The sequence below is a fragment of the Kitasatospora sp. NPDC092039 genome, from assembly GCF_044756065.1.
Classification (GTDB): domain Bacteria; phylum Actinomycetota; class Actinomycetes; order Streptomycetales; family Streptomycetaceae; genus Kitasatospora.
This window is the reverse complement of sequence record NZ_JBIVSD010000015.1, coordinates 106348-129258: the sequence shown is the minus strand read 5'-3', so window position 1 is coordinate 129258 and position 22911 is coordinate 106348. Positions and strand designations below refer to the sequence as shown.

Annotated in this window: 11 protein-coding genes; 4 read left to right on the top strand and 7 right to left on the bottom strand. The window is 73.9% G+C overall.

All coding sequences use genetic code 11. The features are described from left to right. Positions 1 to 11: 11 nt before the first annotated feature. The 4 genes from ACIQI7_RS27045 to ACIQI7_RS27030 all read right to left on the bottom strand — a co-directional run bounded on the left by ACIQI7_RS27045 (position 12) and on the right by ACIQI7_RS27030 (position 13637). Entirely contained in the window at positions 12 to 1736 is a 1725-nt protein-coding gene (locus tag ACIQI7_RS27045) for a phytoene desaturase family protein (protein ID WP_401114398.1), read from the bottom strand. Then, entirely contained in the window at positions 1723 to 10968 is a 9246-nt protein-coding gene (locus ACIQI7_RS27040; RefSeq protein ID WP_401114394.1) for an amino acid adenylation domain-containing protein, read from the bottom strand. The genes ACIQI7_RS27045 and ACIQI7_RS27040 overlap by 14 nt, the downstream gene beginning before the upstream one ends. 70 nt (positions 10969 to 11038) lie before the next feature. Beyond that, the gene (locus tag ACIQI7_RS27035; protein ID WP_401114391.1) at positions 11039 to 11896 is read right to left on the bottom strand and encodes a sterol desaturase family protein; all 858 of its coding nucleotides are present in this window, start codon (positions 11894 to 11896) and stop codon (positions 11039 to 11041) included. Positions 11897 to 12203: 307 nt separating this feature from the next. Further along, on the bottom strand, positions 12204 to 13637 hold the full coding sequence (locus tag ACIQI7_RS27030; RefSeq protein ID WP_401114389.1) for a helix-turn-helix domain-containing protein: 1434 nt from the start codon (positions 13635 to 13637) through the stop codon (positions 12204 to 12206). A 335-nt stretch (positions 13638 to 13972) separates the two neighbouring features. Between ACIQI7_RS27030 and ACIQI7_RS27025 the strand changes: the two genes are divergently transcribed. Continuing rightward, positions 13973 to 17179: a M28 family peptidase gene (locus tag ACIQI7_RS27025; RefSeq protein WP_401114386.1), complete on the top strand. Its 3207-nt coding sequence runs from the start codon at positions 13973 to 13975 to the stop codon at positions 17177 to 17179. A 146-nt stretch (positions 17180 to 17325) separates the two neighbouring features. On the opposite strand, the gene ACIQI7_RS27020 is transcribed toward ACIQI7_RS27025, so the two are convergent. Next, positions 17326 to 18429 carry a hypothetical protein gene (locus ACIQI7_RS27020; protein ID WP_401114384.1) on the bottom strand — a complete coding sequence of 368 codons (1104 nt, stop codon included), beginning with the start codon at positions 18427 to 18429 and terminating at the stop codon, positions 17326 to 17328. 607 nt (positions 18430 to 19036) lie between these two features. Between ACIQI7_RS27020 and ACIQI7_RS27015 the strand changes: the two genes are divergently transcribed. Both ACIQI7_RS27015 and ACIQI7_RS27010 read left to right on the top strand, forming a co-directional pair. Next, a complete protein-coding gene (locus ACIQI7_RS27015) occupies positions 19037 to 20275 on the top strand; it encodes a cytochrome P450 (RefSeq protein WP_401114381.1) in 1239 nt (412 codons plus the stop codon). A gap of 145 nt (positions 20276 to 20420) precedes the next feature. Continuing rightward, positions 20421 to 20927 carry a carboxymuconolactone decarboxylase family protein gene (locus ACIQI7_RS27010; RefSeq protein ID WP_401114378.1) on the top strand — a complete coding sequence of 169 codons (507 nt, stop codon included), beginning with the start codon at positions 20421 to 20423 and terminating at the stop codon, positions 20925 to 20927. Positions 20928 to 21047: 120 nt separating this feature from the next. Here the strand turns inward: ACIQI7_RS27010 and ACIQI7_RS27005 are convergent, their stop codons facing one another. Then, positions 21048 to 21419, bottom strand: a complete 372-nt coding sequence (locus ACIQI7_RS27005) for a TetR/AcrR family transcriptional regulator (protein WP_401114610.1) — start codon at positions 21417 to 21419, stop codon at positions 21048 to 21050. Beyond that, positions 21416 to 21709 (bottom strand): hypothetical protein, encoded by a 294-nt coding sequence (locus ACIQI7_RS27000; protein ID WP_401114623.1) that lies wholly within the window; start codon positions 21707 to 21709, stop codon positions 21416 to 21418. The genes ACIQI7_RS27005 and ACIQI7_RS27000 overlap by 4 nt, the downstream gene beginning before the upstream one ends. Positions 21710 to 21947: 238 nt before the next feature. On the opposite strand from ACIQI7_RS27000, the gene ACIQI7_RS26995 reads away from it, so the two are divergent. Next, positions 21948 to 22856, top strand: a complete 909-nt coding sequence (locus ACIQI7_RS26995) for a UTP--glucose-1-phosphate uridylyltransferase (protein ID WP_401114375.1) — start codon at positions 21948 to 21950, stop codon at positions 22854 to 22856. The last annotated feature ends 55 nt before the right edge of the window (positions 22857 to 22911 follow it).

Here is a 22911-nt window from a genome sequence, read left to right as displayed (position 1 = left end):
CGTCGTCCCGCTCACTCCGCCACTCCCACTTCCGCCACTCCCAGATCCGCCACGCCCGCGTCCGGCTGCCCCACGGTGGCCCGGTCGAGTTGCGGCAGGCGGCCCCACTTGCCCGCGTGCCAGGGCTCCCGGTTGTCGCTGGGCCAGGCCCGGAAGGGCCGGCCCAGCTCCCGGCAGAGGTACTGCGCGGCGAACCGCCCGCTGGTGGCGGCCCGGATCAGCCCGCCGAGCGCGGTCCACTGGCCCGCCATGGAGAAGCCGCTCAGTCCGGGCAGCCGCATCCGGTCCCGGTTGACCAGCCGGTTGGCGGCGTCCTCGGCCTCGGAGAAGGCCTGCCAGGCGAGGATGCTGCCGTAGGTGTTGCCGGTGAACCGCTCGGTGGTCACCGGCGAGGCCACGTCGACGAGTTCGATCCGTCCGCCGAGCCCGGGGTAGGTCCGCTCCAGGAACTCCCGGACGAACGCCGCGACTTCCTGCTTGCGCGCCCGGTAGGCCCGGCGGTCCTCGGTCCGCAGGTCCTTCCAGGAGCGGTAGTCGCTGAAGTAGGTGCAGTGCAGCACCGACTTGCCCGGCGGCGCGAAGCCGTCCGCGTAGGAGGAGCGCATCTGCACCACCAGGCTGCGCTGGAGCGAGCCGGGCAGCCGCGCGCCGTCCTCGGGCGCCAGCAGGTAGGTGGTGCTGTGCGGCTCGCCCGCGGGCAGCGGGCCGTCGATGCCGACGAAGGCGGACACCACGGCCGGGTACAGGTTGCCCGGCTTGTCGAGCAGTTCGCCGTACAGCTTCTCGGTGGCGGGGCTGGAGTAGCGGCCCTCCAGCAGCCGTTCGAGCACCGTCGGGCCGTCGCAGGCGGCCACCACGTGGTCGGCGTAGTGCCGTGAGCCGTCCCGGAGCTCCACCCCGATCGCGCGCCCGTCCTCGATCAGGACGCGCTCCACCCGGCAGCGGTAGCCGATCACCCCGCCGAGCGAGGTGTAGCGCTCCTCCACCGAGCGGGCCAGCCCGAGCGAACCGCCCTGCGGGAACCCGGCGTTGCCGTTGTGGGCGGCCGCCAGGGTGTACAGGTACGGCAGCAGCGGGAAGCCCGCGGGCTCCTGGAGGAACATGTTGGGGAACGCCCGCCGCAGCAGCGGGTCCTGGAAGCGCTCGGCGAAGCCGCTCATCGGGGTGGTCGCGGTGCGCCAGAACAGCCGGAACGCGGGCAGCACGGTGCGCAGGGTGCGCAGCCGTTCCGCCGGGGTGCGCAGCGGCGGCGGGGTGAGGTCCCAGGGCAGCTCGATCGCGGCGAAGCGGCGCAGGTCCCGGCAGAAGGCCCGGATCGGCTTGGCGTCGCCGGGTGCGAGGGCCAGCAGGTGGGCCTCCAGCCGGTCCGGGTCGCCGTAGAAGGTGACGGCCCGGCCGTGTTCGTCGACGACCCGGTTGAAGGTGTCGAAGCGGGTCACCGACTTGCCGTCCAGGGCGCCGAGTTCGCTCCAGACCTGGTGCGCCCCGGTGCCCTCGGCGGTGCCGATCAGCCAGTCGATGCAGTAGTCGAACAGGTACCCGTGCCGGGACCACGCGGTGCAGCAGCCGCCGGGCAGCACGTGCTTCTCGAAGATCCGGGTCTCCAGGCCGCTCATCTGCGCGTAGCAGCCGGTGGCGAGGCCGGCCAGGCCGGCCCCGATCACGATGGCCCGGGGCGGGCCGCCGGGGGCCCGCTCCCTGGTGGACCAGTCCGGTCCGCGGTCAGCCGCGGCCATCGGCGGTCCCTCCGGCCAGGATGGAGCCCGCCAGTTCGGCGTTGCGGGCCGCGAACTCCCCGTCGAGCATCTCGGCGTGGGCGCCGTGCCCGACGTACACCGCGGTGCCCGTGGTGGAGGCGCCGTGCCAGGAGCCGGGCTCGCCGGCCACGTGCACCGAGAGCCGGTCGGATTCGCAGACCACGTCCAACTGGGCCTTCACCGTGCCGGTGTTGGGCGTTCGGCTGCTGAACTCCAGGTAGTCCCTGGCCTGTTCGAGGGTCTCCTGGGCGACGATCCGCGAGCCGGTGTGGCGGTGCAGGTGCTCGTGGAGTTCGCGCTCGAAGACGGCCAGGTGCTCCTCGCCGAGGTCGAAGGCCTCGGTGACCCGGTAGGCGTCCACCAGCAGCACCGAGGCCACCTCGCGTCCGCGCCGTTCCAGCTCCTTGGCCACCTCGAAGGCGAGGTTGCCGCCGAGCGAGTAGCCGAGCAGGACGTACGGCCCGGCGGCGTGCAGTTCCTCGACCAGGTCCGCGTACCGGGCGGTCTTGTCGTCGCCGGTCAGGTAGTTGAAGGAGGCGATCCGGTGCTCCGGGAGGTGCGCGGCGAGCTGCCGGTAGACCAGCCCGTGGCCGCCGGCCGGCGGGAAGCAGAAGACCGTGCGGTCCTCGGGCGCCCCGGCGTTGAACCAGAGGAAGGGCTCGCCGCCGGCCACCTCGCCGGTGATGATCTGCTCGACGGTGCGGGCCATCCCGTGCAGGGTGGTGACCTTGAACAGCTGGCCGACCGGGATGCTGATGTTGAACTCGCTCTGGAGGTGGTGGATCAGCTCGATCAGCCGGATCGAGCTGCCGCCGAGCTCGAAGAAGTCGTGCTGGAGGCCGACCTGCTCCAGGCCGAGCAGGTTCCGCCAGTGCTCGGCGACCCTCGTCTCGTAGAGCGTGACGGGTGGTTCGTGCTGGGCCCCGGCGGTGTCGGCCTTCGGCTCGGGCAGCGCCGCGAGGTCCACCTTGCCGTTCGGGGTGAGCGGCAGGGCGGGCAGTTCGGTGAGGTAGGAGGGGATCATCACGGTGGGCAGGTGCTCGGCCAGGTGGCGGCGCAGTTCGCGGCGGTCGAGCGCGGTGCCCTCGGCGGGCACCACGTAGGCGGCGAGGACGGCCTCGCCCCGGGCGTCCTGGCGGACGGCCACGCAGGCCTGGGCGAGTTCCGGGCGGGCGGTGAGGTGGGCCTCGATCTCGCCCAGCTCGATCCGGTGGCCGCGGACCTTGACCTGGTTGTCGATCCGGCCGAGCAGGTGCAGGGTGCCGGCGGTGTCCCAGTGGCCGAGGTCGCCGGTGCGGTAGAGCCGCAGGGGCGTTCCGTCGAGCTCCAGGGTGACGAAGCGCCGGGCGGTCTGCTCCGGGTCGTTGGGGTAGCCGGCCGCGACGCCCGCGCCGCCGATCCACAGCTCGCCGGGCACGCCCGCCGGGACGGGCTCGCCGTAGGGGTCCAGGACGTACACCGCGCTGTTCGGGAACGGCCGTCCGATCGGCACCATCCGGCCGGGTTCCAGCCGGTCGGTCGCGCCCTCGTAGTAGGTGCTGTCGACGCTGGCCTCGGTCAGCCCGTAGGAGTTGACCAGCCGGGTCCGCGGGCCGCACAGGGCGCGCACCCGCTGGTGCTCGGCGGCCTTCCAGGAGTCGGAGCCGACGATCAGCAGCCGCAGGAAGTCCAGCGTCAGGCCCTCCCGCTCGCAGTGCGCCAGCAGCGCGCGGGCCACCGCGGGCACGAACTCGCCGCCGTCCACGGACTCCTCGCGCATCACCCGGTACAGCCGGGCGGTGTCGAAGAGCAGTTCCCGGTCGACCAGTACGAGGGTGCCGCCGGTGCTGAGCGCCCGGGCGAGGTCGCCGGAGAACACGTCGAAGGCGGTTCCGGCCATCTGGAGGTGCACCCGCACCTCGGTGTCCAGCCGGTACTCGGCGCGCCAGCCGGCGGTGACGGCGGCCAGGTTGCGGTGGTCGACCCGGACCCCCTTCGGGCGGCCGGTGGAGCCCGAGGTGTGGATCACGTAGGCGGCCCCGTCCGGGTCGGCGGCGGGCAGCGCCGCGGCGCCGTCCGGCACCGGCCGGTCCAGCTCCTCCAGGGTGACCGGCCGGGCGGGCAGGTCGGCCGCCAGCGGGCGCCGCTGGTCGACCACCACCAGCTCCGCTCCGGCGTCGGCCACCTGGTGGGCGAGCCGGTCGGCCGGGTGTCCGGGGTCGAGCGGCAGGTAGGCGGCGCCGGCCCGCCAGATCGCCAGCAGGGTGGTGATCAGCTCGGGCGACTTGTCCAGGCAGACCGCGACCACCGAGCCCTCGCCGACGCCGAGTTCGCGCAGCCGTACGGCGGCGCGCCGGGCCTGCCGGTCCAGCTCGCCGTAGGTCAGCCGGCGGACGGCGTCCCGGCCGGGCGCGACCACCGCGACGGCCTCCGGCCGCTCGGCGGCGGCCTTGGCGATCAGCTCCGGCACCGGGGTGCCGTGCTCGATCCGGTGCCCGGCGCCGCTGAAGCCGGTGAGGATCTCCCGCCGTTCGGCCTCGCCCAGCATCCGCAGCCGGCCGACCGGCTCGCTCTCGGCGGCGCGGGTCATGGCGTCCAGCAGGTTGCGGTAGTGGGCGGCCAGCCGCTGGACGGTGGCGGGCTCGAAGAGGTCGGAGTTGTACTTGAAGACGCAGTGGAAGCAGCCGTCCGAACGGTCCTCGTAGGCGGACAGCGTGAGGTCGAACTGTCCTTCCTCCTCCGGAAGTTCGATGTACTCCAGGCGGTAGCCGAAGCGCTCCACGGCGACCTTGTGGGTGAGCAGGATGAACATCGCCTGGAACACCGCGGAGCGGCTCGGGTCGTGCTGGAGCCCGAGCTGCTCGACCAGCAGCGGGAAGGGGTACTCCTGGTTGTCCAGCCCGCCGAGCACGCTCTCGCGCACCCGGGAGAGCAGTTCGGCCACGGTCGGCTCCCCGGCCAGGCTCACGTGCAGCGGCAGCGGGTTGACGAAGTAGCCGTAGACGGAGGCGAACTCCTCCTGGGTGCGGCCGGTGACCGGGCTGCCGACCACGATGTCCGGCTGCCCGGACCAGCGGTGCAGCAGCAGGTAGTAGGCGCTGAGCAGCACCATGAACGGGGTGGCGCCGTTGGCGCGGGCCAACTCGTGGACCCTGGCGGTGAGGTCGGCGTCGAGCTGGAAGAACTCGGAGGCGCCGTTGTGGGTCTGCACGGCCGGGCGCGGCTTGTCGGTGGGCAGCGCCAGCACCGGCATCTCCGCCGGGAGGTGGCCGCGCCAGTAGTCGAGCATCCGCCGGGCCTCGGGGCCGGCCAGGAAGCGGTTCTGGCGGTTGAGGAAGTCCAGGTAGCGGGCGGGCACCGGGGGCAGTTCCGGGGTGCGGCCCTGGCGCAGCGCCTCGTAGACCTCGAACAGCTCCTCGATGAAGGTGAAGGTGGAGATCGCGTCCGAGACGATGTGGTGGACGGCCTTCATCAGCACCCAGCGGTCCGGGCCGCGCCGGAACAGTCGCAGCCGCACCAGCGGGTCCTCGGCCAGGTCGTACGGCCGCCGGTACTCGCGGACGATCAGGTCGTGGATCTCCTCCCACGGCCGGCCCTCGACGTCGAACAGCCCGGTGTCGGCCTCGGCGTCCTCCCGGATCCGCTGGACCGGACGGCCCTCCTCGGCGGTGAAGGCTGCGCGCAGCTCGGGGTGGCGGGCGACGAGGAACCGGAAGGCCCCGAACATCAGCTCCGGGTCGAGCTCGGCGCGGACCTCGACGGCGCCGCCGATGTTGTACGCGAAGCCGTCCGGGTGGAGCAGGCGCAGGAACCAGAGCGCCTGCTGGTTGTGGGTGAGCGGGAAGCGGGACTCGTCGGTGTACAGCTCCACCTCGGCCTCGGCCGGGCCGCCGTCGGCGGCGAGCCGCTCGGCCAGGCCCTCGGTGAGCAGGTCGACCAGGTCGCCGACGGTGCCGTTGCTGAGCAGGGCCACCACCGGGAGGGCGACGCCGAGTTCGCCGTGCACCCGGGCGCGCAGCTCCATCGCGAGCAGCGAGTCCAGGCCGTGTGCGCCGAGCCTGGTCTCCGCGTCGATCCGCTCGGCGCCGATCCGCAGCACGGCCGCGGCGGCGGCGGTGAACCGCTCGGTGACCAGCTCGCGGCGGGCCTGCGGGTCGGCGGCGCGGTAGGCGTCCAGGAAGCCGCCGGTCTCGGCCGGGGCCTGCTCGGCGGCGCTCGCCGCCAGGTCGGCGACCAGCGGCGGCGGCGCCGGGTACCAGGCCAGGAAGGTCGGCCAGTCGACCACGGTGGCGACCAGCAGCTGGGCGCGGTCCTGGCCGAGGACGCGCTCCAGGACGGCCGTTCCGGCGTCCGGTGGCAGCGAGCTCATGCCGCGGGCGTCGCGGTAGTGGGCGACCAGGCCCAGCTCCTCGATCATGCCGGTGGCCCACGGGCCCCAGTCCAGGCTGAGCCCGGGCAGCCCCTCGGCCCGGCGGTGGTGGGCGAGGGCGTCCAGGAAGGCGTTGCCGGCCGCGTAGTTGGTCTGTCCGGCGGTGGTGAGCAGCGAGGCGACGGAGGCGAACAGTACGAAGTGGTCGAGCGGTTCGTCGCGCAGCAGCCGGTGCAGCAGGTGGGCGCCGATCACCTTGGGGGCGTAGCCGGCGTCGAAGGACGGGCGGTCCATCTGGGCCAGCAGGGTGTCCTTGACCTGCCCGGCGAGGTGGAACACGCCGCGGACCGGCGGGAGTTGGCGCTGCCGGTAGTCGGCGAGCCAGTCCGCGAGGGCGGTCTCGTCGGTGACGTCGACCGGGGCGAGCAGCGGTTCGGCGCCGAGCGCCTGGAGTTCGCGCAGGAAGGCGATCCGCTCGCCGACGGGGCTGTCCGGCTCGGTGTGCGCCCACTGGGAGCGCTCGGGCAGGGCGGTGCGGCCGACCAGGACCAGCCGTCGGGCGCCGCGCCGGACGAGGGTGCGGCAGAGCAGCCGGCCGAGGGCGCCGAAGGCCCCGGTGACCAGGTAGCTGCCGTCGGGGCGCAGGACCGGCGGCAGCGGGCGGGTGAGGCCCTCGGCCTGCCGCAGCCGGCTGGTCAGCCGGCCGCCGGCCCGCAGGGCGATCTCCTGCTCGTCCCGGGCGGCGAGTTCGGCGAGCAGCGCCTCGGCCTGGTCGGCGGCGTCGACGGCCGGGTCGAGGTCGATCAGGGTGCCGCGCTGGGCGACGAGTTCCTGCTGCCAGAGCACCCGGCCGATGCCCCAGGCGGGGGCGCCGAGCGGTTCGACCCGGTCGCCGGGAGCGGCGGGCTGGGTGCCCCGGGTGACGATGTGCAGCCGGCCGTCCGGGCGGGCGGCGGGCAGGGCCTGGGCGAGGGTGATCAGGGAGTAGGCGCCGAGGGTGGCGAGCGGGCCGAGCCGGTCGGCGGTGGTGGCGGCCAGCGCGGGCTGGTCGAGGTTCCAGAGGTGGACGACGGTGGCGAACCCTCTGTCCAGGTCCGCGAAGAGCCGCTGGAGGTCCTCGGCGGAGTCGGGCCGGACGGTCGAGTGCCCCTCGTCGTGCCGGTACCCGGTGCCGGGCCGGACCAGGTGGCAGCGGGCGCCGCGCCCGGCGGCCAGTGCGGCCAGCCGCTCGGCGAGGCCGCCCTCGTCGGCGAACAGCAGCAGGTCGCCGGGGTCCTCGTCGGCGGCCGGTCCGGCGGCGGCCGTCCAGGCGACCTCGGTGAGCCAGCCGTCGATGGTGGCGAGCCCGACGGAGGCGGGGGCCTGGGCGACGTCGGCGACCCGGAAGCCGGTGACCCTGCCGACCGGGGTGCCGTCCTCGGTGTAGAGCGCGAGGTCGCCGACGAGTTCCTCGCCGGTGTCCCGGGTGACGGTGGCGTGCACCCACAGCGGGCGGTCGCCGGTCCCGTCGAGCCGGACCTCCTCGATCGAGACGGGGAGCCGGACGCTGCCGCCCTCGGGCGCCTCCAGCTGGGTGGTGAGCAGGGTCTGGAAGCAGCCGTCCAGCAGCACCGGGTGCAGGTGGTGGTCGGCCGCGTCCGGGCCGAGCTGCGCGGTCGGCCGGATCCGGGCCAGCGCCTCGCCGGGGCCGGCCCACACCTCGGCGATGGTCTGGAAGGCGGGCCCGTAGTCGTAGCCGCGCGCGGCCAGTTGCCGGTAGCAGTCCGGGCCGTCCAGGTGCCGTCCGCGGGCGCGCAGGGCGTCGGCGTCCAGCGCGGGCCCGTAGGAGCGGCGCTGGCCGGTGCGGACCCGGCCGCCGGCGTGCACGGTCGGCTCGCCGCCGGCGGGGGCGGAGGCGACGGTGAAGCGGGCGTCCTCCGGTGAGTAGCCGAGCTGGACGGGAACGGGCTCGGTCTCGGAGAGGAACAGCGCCCGGTTGAGCTCGACCTCGGCCAGCGTGACCTCGGTGCCGCCGGTCAGGGCGCGGACGGCCTGGGCGGCCATCTCCAGGTACCCGGCGGCCGGGAAGACCACCTGGCCCTCGATCCGGTGGTCGGTGAGGTAGGGCAGCCGCTCGGGGTCGAGCGTGCCGGTCCAGCCGGGCTGGGCGGCGGCGGTGCGGCGGCCGAGCAGGGGGTGGTCGAGCCGGCCGAGCCGGACCTGCGCGACCGGCGCGGGCTCCACCCAGTACCGGTCGCGCCGCCAGGGGTAGCGGGGCAGCGGCACCGGGCGGCCGCCCGGGTGCAGCGCGTTCCAGCTCAACTCGACGCCGAGGGTGTGCAGTTCGGCGAGGCTGCGGGCGAAGCGCTCGGGTTCGTCCTGCTGCCGGCGGATCGACGGCAGGGTGTGCGCCTGCTCGGCGCACTCGCGGATCGCGTGGCCGAGCACCGGGTGCGGGCCGAGCTCCAGGAACAGCCCGTGGCCGTCCTCGGCCATCCGCTCGACGGCGGCCCGGAAGCGCACCGGGTTGCGGACGTTCTGCCACCAGTACTCGCCGTCCAGCTCCGGCCCGCGGGCGAGGCCCTCGCGGGCGGTCAGGTAGAGCGGCAGTCGCGCCTCCTGCGGCTTGATGGCGGCGAGCGCGGCCACCAGCTCGTCCCGGATCGGGTCCATCCGCACGCTGTGGTACGGGACTTCGACGTCCAGCAGGCGGGCGAAGACGCCCTGCCCGCGCAGCTCCTCGGCCAGTTCGGCCAGCGCCTCGGCGTCCCCGGCCAGGGTCACCGCGGAGGGGCTGTTGACCGCGCCGAGCGAGACCAGCGAGCGGTACGGGCGGATCCGGCGCTCGGCCTCGGCCTCCGGCAGGCCGACCGCGAGCATGGTGCCGGTACCGGCCAGGCGCTGCTGGAGCCGGCTGCGGGCGAGCACCACCCGGACGGCGTCGGCCAGGTCGTACACCCCGGCCTCGTGGAAGGCGGCGACCTCGCCGGTGCTGTGGCCGACCACCGCGTCGGGGCGCAGGCCGTGGCTCCGCCAGAGCGCCGAAAGCCCCACCTGGACGGCGAAGTTGGCGGGCTGGGCCAGCCAGGTCTCGGCCATCCGGGAGTCCGCTTCGGGGCGGCCCAGCTCGGTCAGCAGCGACCAGTCGGCCTGGGCGCGGATCTCCCGGTCGACGGCCTGCACGGCCTCCCGGTAGACCGGCTCGTGCTCGTACAGCCCCCGGCCCATCCCCCACCACTGCGGGCCCATGCCGGTGAACACCCAGGCCAGTCGGCGCTGCCGGCGCTCCCGGGCGCGGCCCTGGACCACCCGGGGGTGCTCCTCGCCGCGCTCGTACGCGGCCAGCGCCTCGGCCAGGTCCTCCCGGGTGGAGTAGACCACCCCGAGTCGCTCGGGCAGGTGCTGGCGGCGGTGCGCCAGGGTGTGGCCGAGGTCGGCCAGGGACGCCCCGTCGGCGAGCTCCTGCCGTACGGCGGCGGCCAGTTCGGGCAGTCCGGCGGCGTCCTTGGTGCTCAGCGGCAGCACCGTGCGGGCCGGTTCGGCGGCCGGTACGGCGGGAACGGGCCGCGGCGGCTCCTCCAGCAGGACGTGGGCGTTGGTGCCGCCGAAGCCGAAGGAGTTGACGCCGGCGCGGGCCGGGCCCCGGTGTTCGGGCCAGTCCACCGGGGCGGTCGGGATCTCGAACGGCAGCGCGTCCAGGTCGATGCCGGGGTTGGGCTGCTCCAGGTTGAGGTGCGGCGGGATGCGGCGGTGCTTGATCGCGAGCGCGGTCTTGATCAGTCCGGCGACGCCGGCCGCCGCCTCGGTGTGCCCGATGTTGGTCTTGACCGAGCCGACGTAGCAGCGGTCCCCGGCGCGGCGGCCGATGCCGAGCACCCGGCCCAGGGCGGCGGCCTCGATCGGGTCGCCGACCGGGGTGGAGGTGCCGTGCGCCTCGACGTACTGGAGGCTGCCGGGCTGCACCCCGGCCTCGGCGCAGACCCGCTCGATCAGGGTGACCTGGGCGTCCGCACTGGGGACGGTGATGCCGTTGGTGCGGCCGTCCTGGTTGACGCCGGTGCCGAGGATGACGGCGTGCACCGGGTCCCCGTCGCGCAGCGCGTCGGAGAGCCGCTTGAGCACGACCACGCCGACGCCCTCGGCCCGGACGTAGCCGTCGGCGGAGGCGTCGAAGGCGCGCGAGCGGCCGTCCGCGGAGAGGAAACCGCCCTTCGTCTCGGCGATCGTGTACTGCGGCGCCATGTGCAGCAGGGCGCCGCCGGCCAGGGCGAGTTCGGTCTCGCCGCGGAGCAGGCTCTGGCAGGCGAGGTGGACCGCGACCAGCGAGGAGCTGCACGCGGTGTCGATCGAGACGCTGGGCCCCCGGAAGTCGAAGCAGTGCGAGATCCGGTTGGACACCATCGTCATCATGGTGCCGGTGGCGGTGTGCGCCGCGATGGTGGCGAAGTCGAGGTCGGCGAACTGGAGGATCTTCCAGTCCAGGGTGAAGGCGCCCATGTAGACGCCGACCTCCCGGCCGGCCAGTTCGCCGGGGCGCAGGCCGCCGTCCTCCAGGGCCTCCCAGCTGACCTCCAGGAGCTTGCGCTGCTGCGGGTCCATGTGTTCGGCCTCGCGCGGGCTGATCCCGAAGAAGTCCGGGTCGAAGGTGTCGAAGCCGTCGATGTAGCCGCCCCGGCCGCCGATCAGCCGCCCCGGCTTGGCCCGGTCCCTGCTGCCCAGGGTGCCGGTGTCGTAGCGGTCGGCGGGCGTCTCGGTGAGACAGTCCCGGCCCTCGATCAGGTTGCGCCAGTAGGAGCGGTGGTCGTTGGCGTGTCCCGGCAGGCGGCAGCCGATACCGGTGATCGCGATGCGCTCGCGGGGCACGGCGAAGGGCGAGGAAGTCATGATCCAATCCGAGGGTGAAGGCGTGGCGCCGGGGGCACGGGCAGGTGGGGGCGGCCTCACGGGCCGGGGTTCAGACGGACTGCTCGGTGGTCTTCGCCCGGCGCCAGGGGTGCAGCAGAGTGGCGCCGAGTTCCCCGGTGGCGGGGAACGCGGCCGGGTCGGTGAGGCCGACGGCCTTCGGCACTCTGCCGGGCCGCCAGGTGAAGCTCCCGAACACGTGGTCCCAGAGCGAGAGGTCCGAGGCGTAGTGGCCCGCTTCGGCGAGGTCGGTGCTGTGGTGCAGGCGGTGGAGTTCCGGGCCGGCCAGGACGTGGCCGAGCAGACCGATTCGGACATCGATGTTGGCGTGGACGAAATACCCCTGGGCAAGCACGAATATTCCGACCACGAACACTGAATCCGGGGAGAATCCGATCAGGGCCAGTGACAGTTGGACCACGGACTGCGCGACGAGCACGTCCAGGAAATGATTCACGCCGTTGTTCGCGACGTTCACCTTGTCCGGGACGTGGTGCACCCCGTGCAGCCGCCAGAGCCACCGGTTGCGGTGGGACCAGCGGTGCACGAGGTAGTCGCCGAGCGAGCCGACCAGCAGCGCGAGTGGGATCTCCACCGCGAACGGCAGCGCCGGGTGGGCCGGGCCGAGCACCTCCACCAGCGTCGTGACCAGCCCCTGGGCCAGTGCGCCGCCGACCATGCTCAGCACGAAGTAGACGCTGTACCAGCCGAGTTCACGTCGGCTCGGATGCCATTCGGTCCGGTACGGGATCACCCGCTCCAGGACCGCCAGATATCCGATGACGGTGACCAGGAAGAGCGGGGAGACCCGGTCCGGCGCCCAGTGGAAGTGCAGGGTCGCGACGGCCGTGCACAGCACACCCAGGAGCAGCAGCGGATGGGCGAGCCGGCGGGCAATGGCTGACAGCACGCGCCCCCCGTTCTTCGCGGACTAACGACTGGAAACGTCAGAGACTCTAGCGGCAGACACGCGTCGTGACAGTCATTCGACGTGTTAACTCCATGAATGACCCGATCGGCGGACTATACGCGCACGAAGTTGACGTCTGGACGGCGCGAAGGGGGCGCATTTTCGAGAAGAACCGGGAGTTGGCGGTGTGCGGACTCGGCTGTTCAAGCGAACGGGCGCCGGTGCGCGCCCCTTCCGCGCTGCCCTGCGCCGCCACCGATCCGGCCAACCGGACGGACGGCGCCGCGGCACCCGGGCCACCACCCGGTCAGGACCGGACCGACTCCACCAGTCGGTGTGCGGCACGGGGCGCGTGCGCCGCGAGACGGTCGCGCAGACCGCGCAGCTCGTACTCGACCAGCGCGGGCAGGGCGGTCGCGCCGGTCGCCGCCAGGGCGGGGCCGAGCAGTTCGACGGCCGTCGCCGGGTCGTGCGCGCAGACGTGGCAGTCGGCCGCCCGGACGGTGAAGAGCAGGCGGCTGGACGGCAGCTGGTCCGGGCCGAGCAGGCCGAGGGCGGTCTCGGTGGCGTCCAGCGCCCGGCGGGCCAGCCGGGGGTCGTCGGTGGCCGCGGCGAGGTCGCGCAGCGCGGCGGCGGCCGCGGACTCGACCCGCATCCGCATCGAGGCGATGGACAGCCACGGCACGTCGACCTCGTCCTCCGCCCCGATGTGGTCCAGGTGCGCCCGGGCCAGGCCGATCTGCCGGACGGTCGCCCGCACGTCGCCGGTGAGGGCGTACGCCCGGGCCCGGCTGATCCGGCCCATCGCCCCGGCCCAGTGCCGGTCCGGGGCGACCCGTTCGATCTCGCGGGCGTAGCCGAGGGCGGCGACCGGGTCCCCGTCCAGCCGGGCCAGGATGCTCATGTCGCTGAGCGTGCCGACCTGGGTGGGCTGGTCCGCGGCCAGGCCGGCCCAGGTGAGGGCGCGGTCGTAGCAGGCCATCGCGGTGGCGTTGCGGCCGTCCTGCATCCGCAGCGCGCCGGCCGCGTGGGCGTGCTCGGCGGCCAGCCGGACCAGCGGGCCGCGCTGCGCGGCGGGGGCGGCGGCGAGCCGGGCGAGCACGGCGCGCAGGGTGCGCTCGACGGCGGCGGCCAGGGCCGGCCGGTCGCCGGTCTCGCCGGATCGCAGGTGGGCGGCGAGCAGCCCGGTCAGCGCGTGCGCGGTGACGGCGTCCAGCGGGGGCGCGGCGGCCGGGTCGGCGAGTGCCTCGGGGGCGCAGAACTCGGCGTGCAGGGCGGCGAGTTCCCCCCGCTCGGGGACGGCGCAGCCCTCGGCGCCGTGCAGCGGGCAGAGCAGGCCGTAGTCGGGCAGCCGCGGCGGAGCGGGGGCCGCGGGCGGGACGGGCGCGCCGGCCGGCTCCCCGCCGGGCAGTGGGGGCCGGAGCAGCGCGGGCGAGAGGGCGTCCGGGACGTGGAGCTCGGCGCTCTCGGCGCGCTGGCAGGCGGCGCTCAACTCGCCGCCGGCGCCGAGGAGGTCGTCGATCCGGTCGGCGATCCGGGGGGTGACCCGGCGGGCGCCGTGCTCGATCCTGCTGACCGCGGTGTGGTCGTAGCCGATCCCGGCGCCGAGCTGCGCCTGGGTGAGGCCGGCCCGGCGCCGCCAGTGCCGCAGCCGGGCGCCGAACTCCCGCCAGGCGTCCTGCCCGCGGCCGGTCGGCGGTGCCGGCACCGCCGCCGCGGGGGCCACACGGTTCCGCTGCACGGCTGCCTCCCCGGGCGCGTCGTCCCCGGCGGCCGGTCGCAGGGCCTGCCGACGATTCCTGTGATTCCGACGACTCCGATGACGAGGACGGTACTCGATCGCCACCCGTCCCGTACATGACGTGGTCTCAACCACTTGAAGAAAACCCCAGCTTGACGGAATTTGCCAACCCCTTTCCCGCCGCGCACCAGGCATTGACCCGGGCATGACGCCGTGTGAGGGTTCGGGGCACCCGAGCGCGGACGGTCCGCACGGCCGTCCTCCCCATGCGGCCCTGCGGTGTGCCACCAGCCCTACCGTCCGCGGTCGAGGACCCCCACATGCGAGGAGCCTCGATGCAACGCAGGATTTCCGCGGGGAGGTTGCTGACCACGGCGACCACCCTGACCGTGCTGGCCGGCATGATCGCCGCCACCGCGGGGCCGGCCACCGCCGCGCCCGCTCCCTCCCCGGCCCCGCCGAGCGCGCTGGCCGCGGCCGTGAACGCGGCCGACGCCGCCACCGCGGCCGGCCTGGACGCCCTGGCCAAGGGCCCGGACGAGTCCTACGAACGCAAGTCCGTCACGCCCTGGGTCGCCGGCCTCTACTCCGTCGCCTACGAGCGCAGCTACCACGGCCTGCCCGTGGTCGGCGGCGACGCGGTCGTCCTCGCCGACGCCCAGGGCAGGATCCGCGGCCTGCAGTCCGCCGCCCCCGGCCCCGTCGGCGGCTCCACCACCCCCCGGATACCCGCCGACCAGGCCGAGAGGACGGCCCGCGCCGCGCTCCCGACGGTGGACGCCGCCGAAGCCCCCCGCCTGGTCGTCCGGGTCAAGGACGGCCAGGGCGCCCGCCTGGCCTGGGAGAGCGTCCTGACCGGACACCGCGGCGCCACCCCCAGCCGCCTGCACGTCTTCGTCGACGCCGCCACCGGCGAGGTGATCGACAGCTACGACGACGTCCACGCGGGCACCGTCAACAGCGAGTGGAACGGCCCGTCCCCGAGCATCAGCACCACCAGCTCGGGCGGCTCGTACTCGCTGCGCGACCCCAACCGCCCGGGCCTGTCCTGTTCCGACTACGGCACCGGCCAGGTCTTCTCCAAGTCCAGCGACACCTGGGGCAACGGCAGCGCCTCCAGCAAGGAGACCGGCTGCGGCGACGCGATGTTCGCGGCCCAGAAGGAATGGGACATGCTCCGCGACTGGCTCGGTCGCAACGGGCACAACGGCAACGGCGGCAGCTGGCCGGTCAAGGTCGGGCTCAACGACGTCAACGCCTACTGGGACGGCAGCACGGTCTCCATCGGCCACAGCCAGGCCAACAAGTGGATCGCGTCCATCGACGTGGTGGGCCACGAGTTCGGCCACGGCCTGGACCAGTACACCCCTGGCGGCGCCAACAACGAGTCCGGCCTGGGCGAGGCCACCGGCGACATCATGGGCGCCCTCACCGAGTCCTACGCCAACCAGAGCGCCCCCTACGACGCCCCGGACTACACCGTCGGCGAGATGATCAACCTGGTCGGCAGCGGTCCGATCCGCAACATGTACAACCCCTCACTGGTGAGCAACAACCCCAACTGCTACTCGGCGTCCATCCCGCAGACCGAGGAGCACGCGGCGGCCGGCCCGCTGAACCACTGGTTCTACCTCCTCGCCGAGGGCTCCAACCCCGGCGGCGGCAAGCCCACCAGCCCCACCTGCAACAACTCCTCCGTCACCGGCATCGGCATCAAGGACGCCGGCCGCGTCTTCTACGGCGGCATGCTCCTCAAGACCAGCGGCATGACCTACAAGCGCTACCGCACCGCGACCCTGACCGCCGCCAAGAACCTCGACCCGACCTGCACCTTCTTCACCCGCACCAAGGCCGCCTGGGACGCCGTCAGCGTCCCCGCCCAGAGCGGCGATCCCACCTGCACGCCGTCCGGGAACAACGACTTCTCGCTCTCCCTCAACCCGGCCTCCGGCTCCGTCCAGCCCGGCGCCTCCACCACCGCCACGGTCGCCACCGCCGTCTCCTCCGGCACCGCCCAGACCGTCAACCTCACCGCCTCGGGCCTGCCCTCCGGCGTCACCGCGACCTTCAACCCCTCCTCGGTGCAGGCGGGTTCCTCCTCGACGCTGACGCTCGCGACCTCCACGGCGGCGGTGGCCGGGACCTACCAGATCACCGTCACCGGCACCGCCGGCTCGACCAGCCACACCGCCCAGTACGGCCTGACGGTCGGCGGCGGCGGCAACCCCGGCGGGCCCGCGCCCGACATCGACGTGGCCAAGGTCCAGGCCCACCTGTCCCAGCTGAACAGCATCGCCAGCCAGAACGGCGGCCACCGCCGGGCGGGCAGCGCCGGGCACAGCCAGTCGGTGGCGTACATCAAGGGCAAGCTGCAGGCGGCCGGCTACAACGTCACCGAGCAGACCTGCACCTCCTGCACCTACCAGTCCAACAACCTGATCGCCGACTGGCCCGGCGGCCCGTCCGACCAGGTCACCATGTTCGGCGCCCACCTGGACAGCGTCTCGGCCGGCCCCGGCATCAACGACAACGGCTCCGGCTCGGCCACCCTGCTGGAGAACGCGCTCACGCTCGCCCAGCAGAACCCCAGCCTGACCCGGCACGTCCGGTTCGCCTGGTGGACCGGTGAGGAGCAGGGCCTGCAGGGCTCGCAGTCCTACGTCGGCCAGCTGAGCTCCGCCCAGCGCTCCGCGATCAAGGCGTACTACAACTTCGACATGGTCGGCTCGACCAACGCCGGCTACTTCATCAACAACATCAACTCCTCGACCTCCGCTCCGATGAAGGCCTACTGGGACTCGCTGAACCTCAAGCCGGAGGAGAACGTCGAGGGCCAGGGCCGCTCCGACGACTACTCCTTCCAGCAGGCCGGCATCCCGACCTCGGGCTACGCGGCCGGCGCCAGCGACACCAAGACCTCGGCGCAGGCGGCCAAGTGGGGCGGCACGGCGGGACGTTCCTACGACTCCTGCTACCACTCCTCCTGCGACACCACCAACAACATCGACGCGACGGTGCTGAACCGCAGCGCCGACGGCGTGGCGTACACCATCTGGAAGACCTCGGTCGGCGGCACCACGCCCGCCAACGACTTCTCCGTCTCGGTGAACCCGACCACCGCCACCGTCAAGCCCGGTGAGACCGCCACCGCGACGGTCGCCACCTCGACCACCTCCGGTTCGGCCCAGACGGTCAACCTGACCGCCTCGGGCGCCCCGGCCGGGGTGACGGTCTCCTTCAACCCGTCCTCGGTGCAGTCCGGCGGCTCGGCGACGCTCACCGTCGCCACCTCCGCCTCGACCGCCGCCGGGACCTACAACATCACCCTGACCGGGACCGGCTCGGCCACCCACAGCACCAGCTTCTCCCTGGTGGTGGGCAGCGACACGCCGAACCCCGGTGGCACCTGGGCCGCCGGCACCACCTACCAGGCCGGTGACGTGGTGACCTACAACGGGGTCAGCTACCGCTGCCTCCAGGGCCACACCGCCCAGGTCGGCTGGGAGCCGCCGATCGTCCCCGCGCTCTGGCAGCAGGTGTGATCGAGGCGCTCCGGCGCCTGTGAAGCCGCTGCGCCGCGGTCCGTCGAGGGGGACGGACCGCGGCGCAGCCGTGTGCGGGGCGTACGCGGGCCGGACGCGGGGCGAACGCGGCGCCGATGACGGACGGCGCGGGGCGCCGCCGGGCCTCAGCCGGGGTGGAAGGCGACCCGGACGGTGGCGTCGAACGGGACGATCAGCCCGTTGCCCGTCTCCCAGGTCCAGTTGCGCGGGACCAGGAACATCCGCCCGCCGGCGTGGGCGAGCAGCCGCAGGCCCTCGTAGCGGTAGCGGAACCGCGCGCCCGGCTCCACGTCGGACAGCGCCGTCTCCCGCACCCCGGACCAGCCCAGGTGGAGGCGCTCCGCGGTGTCCAGGACGACCGCCGGACGCCGGTAGAGGTGGTGGGCGAGCTGCTCGGCGTCGGCCGTGCCCTTCTGCTGGGCGTAGCCGCCGACCGCCCAGTACGAGCAGAGCACGATGATCGCCACGCTGATGCCCAGCGCCGCGCGCTCCCCGGCCAGCGGGTACGGCGCGCCGGTGCTGCGCACGTACATCATCCGGGCCAGGACCCCGAGCAGCAGGGCGCCGCCGATCAGCAGCGGGGTGCCCGTCGTACCGGCGTCGAACACCTCGAAGCCGGCCAGGAAGCCGAGCAGCAGCAGCGGCACGACCAGCGCGGTCACGGCCAGGCAGATCCACCGCACCGTCCGGGCGCCGCCCCCGCCGCCTCCGGCCGCCCTGGTCGCGAGGTGGTAGCCCAGCGCGCCGACCAGGGCGCCGCACAGGGCGACCCCGGCCGGGACGTAGAGCGCGGGGGAACTGCGGAGCAGCAGGTCCTGGGTGGCGAAGCCGATCGTGCCGGCGTCGATGCCGAAGTAGGCGTAGAGCGAGCTGGTGTAGGCGTAGCCGAAGAAGAACAGCAGCGCGGTGAGGAGGGTGGTCGGGGCGACCCAGGAGGCGAGCTTGGTGATCCAGTCGGTCCAGGAGCGCGCCTCCGGCTGCCGGGGCTCGCCCGGGGGGTCCTCCTCGGCAGGACTCAGGGGGTGCTCCCGTCGCCGGTGGCGCCGCCGCCGTACGGGCTCGACTCGCCGGTGGGGCTCCCGCCGTCGTCCGGGGTCCCGCCGTCGGTGGTGGTGGCCCCGTCGTCCGGGCTGATGATCCGCACCGAGCCATCGCCCTGGATCCGCTTGGTGGAGTCGTCGGCCGACACCGTGAGGCAGATGGTCCGGGCCGTCGTCTTCGGCTTCCACTGCGGGAGGGTGAACTCGACCGGCTCGGTCTTGCCATCGGTCACCTGGACCTTCTGCGCGGCCGGGGTGGCGTACGTCGTACTGTCGCAGTCGGCCACCTTGCTGATGACGGCCTCGAAGCTGGTCTTCGACGTGAAGGAGAGGCTGATCAGGGCGGTGTTGTCGGTGCCCTGGACGCTCGCCGAGGGCTGGCCGGCGTTACGGAACCCGCCCTGGCCCGCCTCCTCCTTGGTCCGCTGGTCGTCCGGCTGGCCCGAACCGCCGTTCCGTTCGTTCTTCCCGGTCTGGTTGGCGCCGGTCGAGCCGGAGTCGCCGCCGCCGCAGGCCGCCAGGGCCGGGACGAGCAGGGCGGCCGCCAGCCACCGGGCCGCGCGGCTGGTCCTGCCGCCTCCGAAGTGCCGGGTCCCGGGCATGCGTTCTCCCATCCGCGCAGCGAACAGGGGGCCGGTCGCCCCCGCCGCACGGTATCCGTGCGCGTACGGCCGGGCGGGCCACCGCGCCGCCCCCGGCCGGGCCCGCCACCCGTTCGGTGCAACCCTCGGACGGTCAGGGCCTACAGTCTTCCCGGAACGGACGAACCGTCAGCAGAACGGAAGGACCCCGAACCGTGAGCACGGACACCCGCCCGGTACCGGAGCTGGCCGCCGAGGTCGTCGAGCAGTGGCGGGCCGAGGAGGCCGAGCTCGTCGACCTGCTGGCCCGCGCGCAACGCGGCGTCGGCGGCGTCGCCGCCTTCCGGCTCGGCGCGACGCCGACCGTCCTGGTCACCGACCCGGCCGCGGTGCAGCACGTCCTGGGCCGCCACCCGGACCGGTACGTCAAGCGCTCGCACCGCGCCCGGATGCTCGTCGGGGACGGCGTACTGTCCGCCGCCGGAGACGCCTGGAAACGTCAACGCCGGTTGCTGCAGTCGCAGTTCACCGGCGCCGGGATGCGCCGCTACGAGCGGCGGATCGCCGCGGCGGCCCGTCGGACCGCCGACCGCTGGGAGGGGTACCGGCGCACCGGGGAGACCTTCGACGTCGGCGAGGAGATGCGCGGCTTCGCCCTGGACACCGTCTGGCGGGCGCTCACCGGGCTGCCGCTGGACGACCGGACGGATCGCGAACTCCGGTCGGTGGAACGGGTGGTGGCCGCGATGCCGACGCTGCCGACCAACGCGGCGGACGCCCGGGACGCCGTCGCCGGGGACCTCGCCCGGATCGACGCGGTGGCCCACGCGGCGATCGACGCGGCACGCTCGGCCGGGCCGACCGAGGAGCCCGGCGTGCTGCGGACGCTGATCGAGGCGGGCGAGCAGTACCCCGAGTACACCGACCGGCTGATCCGCGACGAGCTGGTCACCCTGCTCGTCGCCGGGCACGAGACCACCGCCACCACGCTCACCTGGCTCTTCCTGCTGCTGGACCGCCACCCCGGGGCCCGGACGGCCGACCCGCAGGCCCTGGTGAGCGAGACGCTGCGGCTCTACCCCTCCGCGTGGCTGCTCCCCCGGCACGCCGTCGAGGACGACGTCGTCGCCGGGCACCGCATCGCCGCCGGGACGGACGTGCTGGTCTGCCCGTACCTCACCCACCGCGACCCGGCGCTGTGGCCCGACCCGGAACGCTTCGACCCCGCCCGCTTCGCCCCCGGTGCGGACCGACCCGGGCAGCTCGGTGCCTACTTCCCGTTCGGCCTCGGCGCCCGTGCCTGCCTGGGCGCCCAGTTCGCACTGCGCGAGACCACGGCACTGCTGGAACTCCTGCTGCCGATGGGGCGGTTGTCGTTCCGGTCGTGGCCCGCGGGCGCGGCGTACAGCATCACCGTGCGGCCGGACGGGCCGACGCCGGCGGTACTCGGCTGAGGCGGGGCCCCGGGGGCGACGTCAGACCGCGTCGGACGGCGTTCGACGGCGTTCGAGGAAAACGGGCTCCGGCTGTCACACATCCGCGCCGCGATCCGTCGGACCGGTGACCGCACGGTTCACCCGCGAGAAGAGGAACGCCACGATGAACGCCCGCCCGATCACCGCCGAGATCCCGCTGCGCCCGCGCATGGCCCAGGACCCGGTGGAGCTCGTCCCCGAGATCTCCGAGGTCTCGGCCGCCCTGTTCAAGGCGACCGGCAACAACTCGGTCCCCCGCAGCACCATCAGCCTGATCCAGCTGCGGGCCGGCCAGATCGCCGGCAGCACCTACCTGACCGTCCTGCACACCGGCTTCCTGCGCAAGGCCGGCGAGTCGGAGGAGCGGATCGCCTCGGTGGCCGGCTGGCAGGACTCCCCCTGGTTCACCGCCCCCGAGCGCGCCGCACTCGCCCTGGTCGAGGCCGTCCTCCAGCCCAACCCGCACGGTGAGCGGGTGTCGGACGCGCTGTACGCCGAGGTCGCCGGGTACTACGACGACAAGGCGCTGACCACGCTCATGCTCGCCATCGGCCAGGTCAACTTCTTCACCGCCATCGCCCTGATCGCCAAGCCCGTCCCGGGCCGCTCCTTCACCGACCCCTGGGCCTGACCGGCCCCGGGGCCCGGCCCCGATGGCCCGCCCGGCCGAGCGCCGGGCGGGCCGTCCCGCTGTCGACCGGTCCGGTGGTCCGGCATAGGCTGATCCGCGCCCGAACGGACCTTCGACCGGTCATCGGGCCTGCGGGCCGACATGCCGGAGGGGGCGTGCCCGCGGCACACACGGGATCGCAGGGGGGACGGAACCATGCCCGGGGAGCCGGCTGGGGGCGATCAGCCGGGACGCGAGGTCGGTCGCGGGCTCCGCGTCGACCGCCGCCTGGAGTTCGAGCGCGAGGTCGGCGACGATGTCGCGGGCCGGGTGCCGGACGATGTCCGCCAGGTTCTCGAAGTGCCGGTAGAGCGCCGCGGGGGTGACCCGCACCCGCCGGGCGATCTCTGCGAGGCTCAGGGCGTCGACCCCGCGCGCTGCCCGCGTGCGCGCCGGGGCGCGTACGCGGGGTGGTGGCGGCGAGCAACTCCATTGGTGCCAGCGGGTGTTCAGGGGGATCCTGCCCCGCCGCGGATCAGGCGGAGGTTCGGCAGGCCGGGGTACGGCGGGGTGTGCTCCGCCTCCCGGTCGGTGATCAGGTCGGCCAGCATCCGGGCGCCCCTCGCCCGGAACGCGGCCTTGCGCTCCTCGTCGGCCTCCTCCTCGCCGGGGTAGAGGGTGATGTGGACGGCTCCCTCCTCGTCCTCCCAGGTGTAGCTGCGGTACGGCGGCAGCTCGGGTTCGTCCGGCTCGGGCCCGTCCGGCGCCTCGGGCTCGTGCGGCATTTCCGGCTCGTCCGTCATGGGAACCTCCGGTGGTCGTCCTCGGGTGGTCTGCCACCGTGGGCAACGAGCCGGGAGCAAAAAGGGCCCGGTCCGGCGGCTCGCTCCTCCGCGCCCACGGCACCGCCGGACGGCTGCCGGGGGGCCAACTTCCGTACGCCGACCGTCCACTTAACGACAGGTCGGACCTTGATAGCGTCGGCACCGTAACGCCGCGTCACCACGGCGCAGCAGCACCGACGAAACGAGAGGGCGTCACATGGCCCCCAGGACGATCCGCCGAGCCGTCATCCCCGCCGCCGGCCTCGGCTCCCGCCTCCTGCCGCTGACCAAGGCGACCCCCAAGGAGATGCTGCCCGTCGGTGACAAGCCGGTGATCGAACACACCGTGCGGGAACTGATCGAGAGCGGCATCACCGACATCACCATCGTCGTGAACGGCGACAAGGGCCTGATCCAGGAGCACTTCCGCCCCAACCCCGTCCTGGTCGAGCAGCTGCGCCGGGACGGCAAGACGGCGTTCGCGGCGGCGGTCGAGGAGGTCGGCGAGCTGTCCCGCAAGGGCCACATCAGCTACCTCTACCAGCACGGCCCGTACGGCAACGGCACCCCGGTGCTCAACGCCGCCCGCCACTTCGGCGACGAGCCCTGCCTGGTGCTCTGGCCCGACGACGTCTTCGTGGCCGAGGTCCCCCGCGCGCAGCAGCTGATCCGGGCGTACGAGCAGACCAACGCGCCGGTGCTCGCGCTGATGCCGATGGCGCCCGAGGACTCCTACCGCTACGGCGTGCCGGTGGTGAAGGAGGACCTCGGCGGCGGCTCGCTGCGGATCACCGGCCTGGTCGAGAAGCCGAAGCCGGACGACGCGCCCTCCTCCTACGCCGCGATCGGCGGCTACGTCATCACTCCCGGCATCGTCGACGAGCTGCGCGAGCTGACCCTCCGGTGGGCCGAGAAGCCCGAGGACGAGGTGTACCTGACCGACGCCATCAACGCCTACGCGGCCCGGCGCGCGGTCTACGGGCAGGTCATCGACGGCACCTGGTACGACACCGGCAACCCCGCCGCCTACCTGCGCGCCCAGTTCGCCGCCGCGCTCGCCAACCCCGAGTACGGCCCCGAGCTGCGCCGGCTCGCCGCGGAGCTCTCCCCGCCCGTCGCCCGGTAGCGGCGCGGGACGGGCCGTACCCGACGGACGGGCCGACGGGCCGTACCCGGCGACC

Excerpts from the sequence above, each read along its gene's own strand:
- ACIQI7_RS27045 (WP_401114398.1), bottom strand. The coding sequence starts at position 1,736 with ATGGCCGCGGCTGACCGCGGACCGGACTGGTCCACCAGGGAGCGGGCC.
- ACIQI7_RS27040 (WP_401114394.1), bottom strand. The coding sequence starts at position 10,968 with ATGACTTCCTCGCCCTTCGCCGTGCCCCGCGAGCGCATCGCGATCACC.
- ACIQI7_RS27025 (WP_401114386.1), top strand. The coding sequence starts at position 13,973 with ATGCAACGCAGGATTTCCGCGGGGAGGTTGCTGACCACGGCGACCACC.
- ACIQI7_RS27010 (WP_401114378.1), top strand. The coding sequence starts at position 20,421 with ATGAACGCCCGCCCGATCACCGCCGAGATCCCGCTGCGCCCGCGCATG.
- ACIQI7_RS27000 (WP_401114623.1), bottom strand. The coding sequence starts at position 21,709 with ATGACGGACGAGCCGGAAATGCCGCACGAGCCCGAGGCGCCGGACGGG.
- ACIQI7_RS26995 (WP_401114375.1), top strand. The coding sequence starts at position 21,948 with ATGGCCCCCAGGACGATCCGCCGAGCCGTCATCCCCGCCGCCGGCCTC.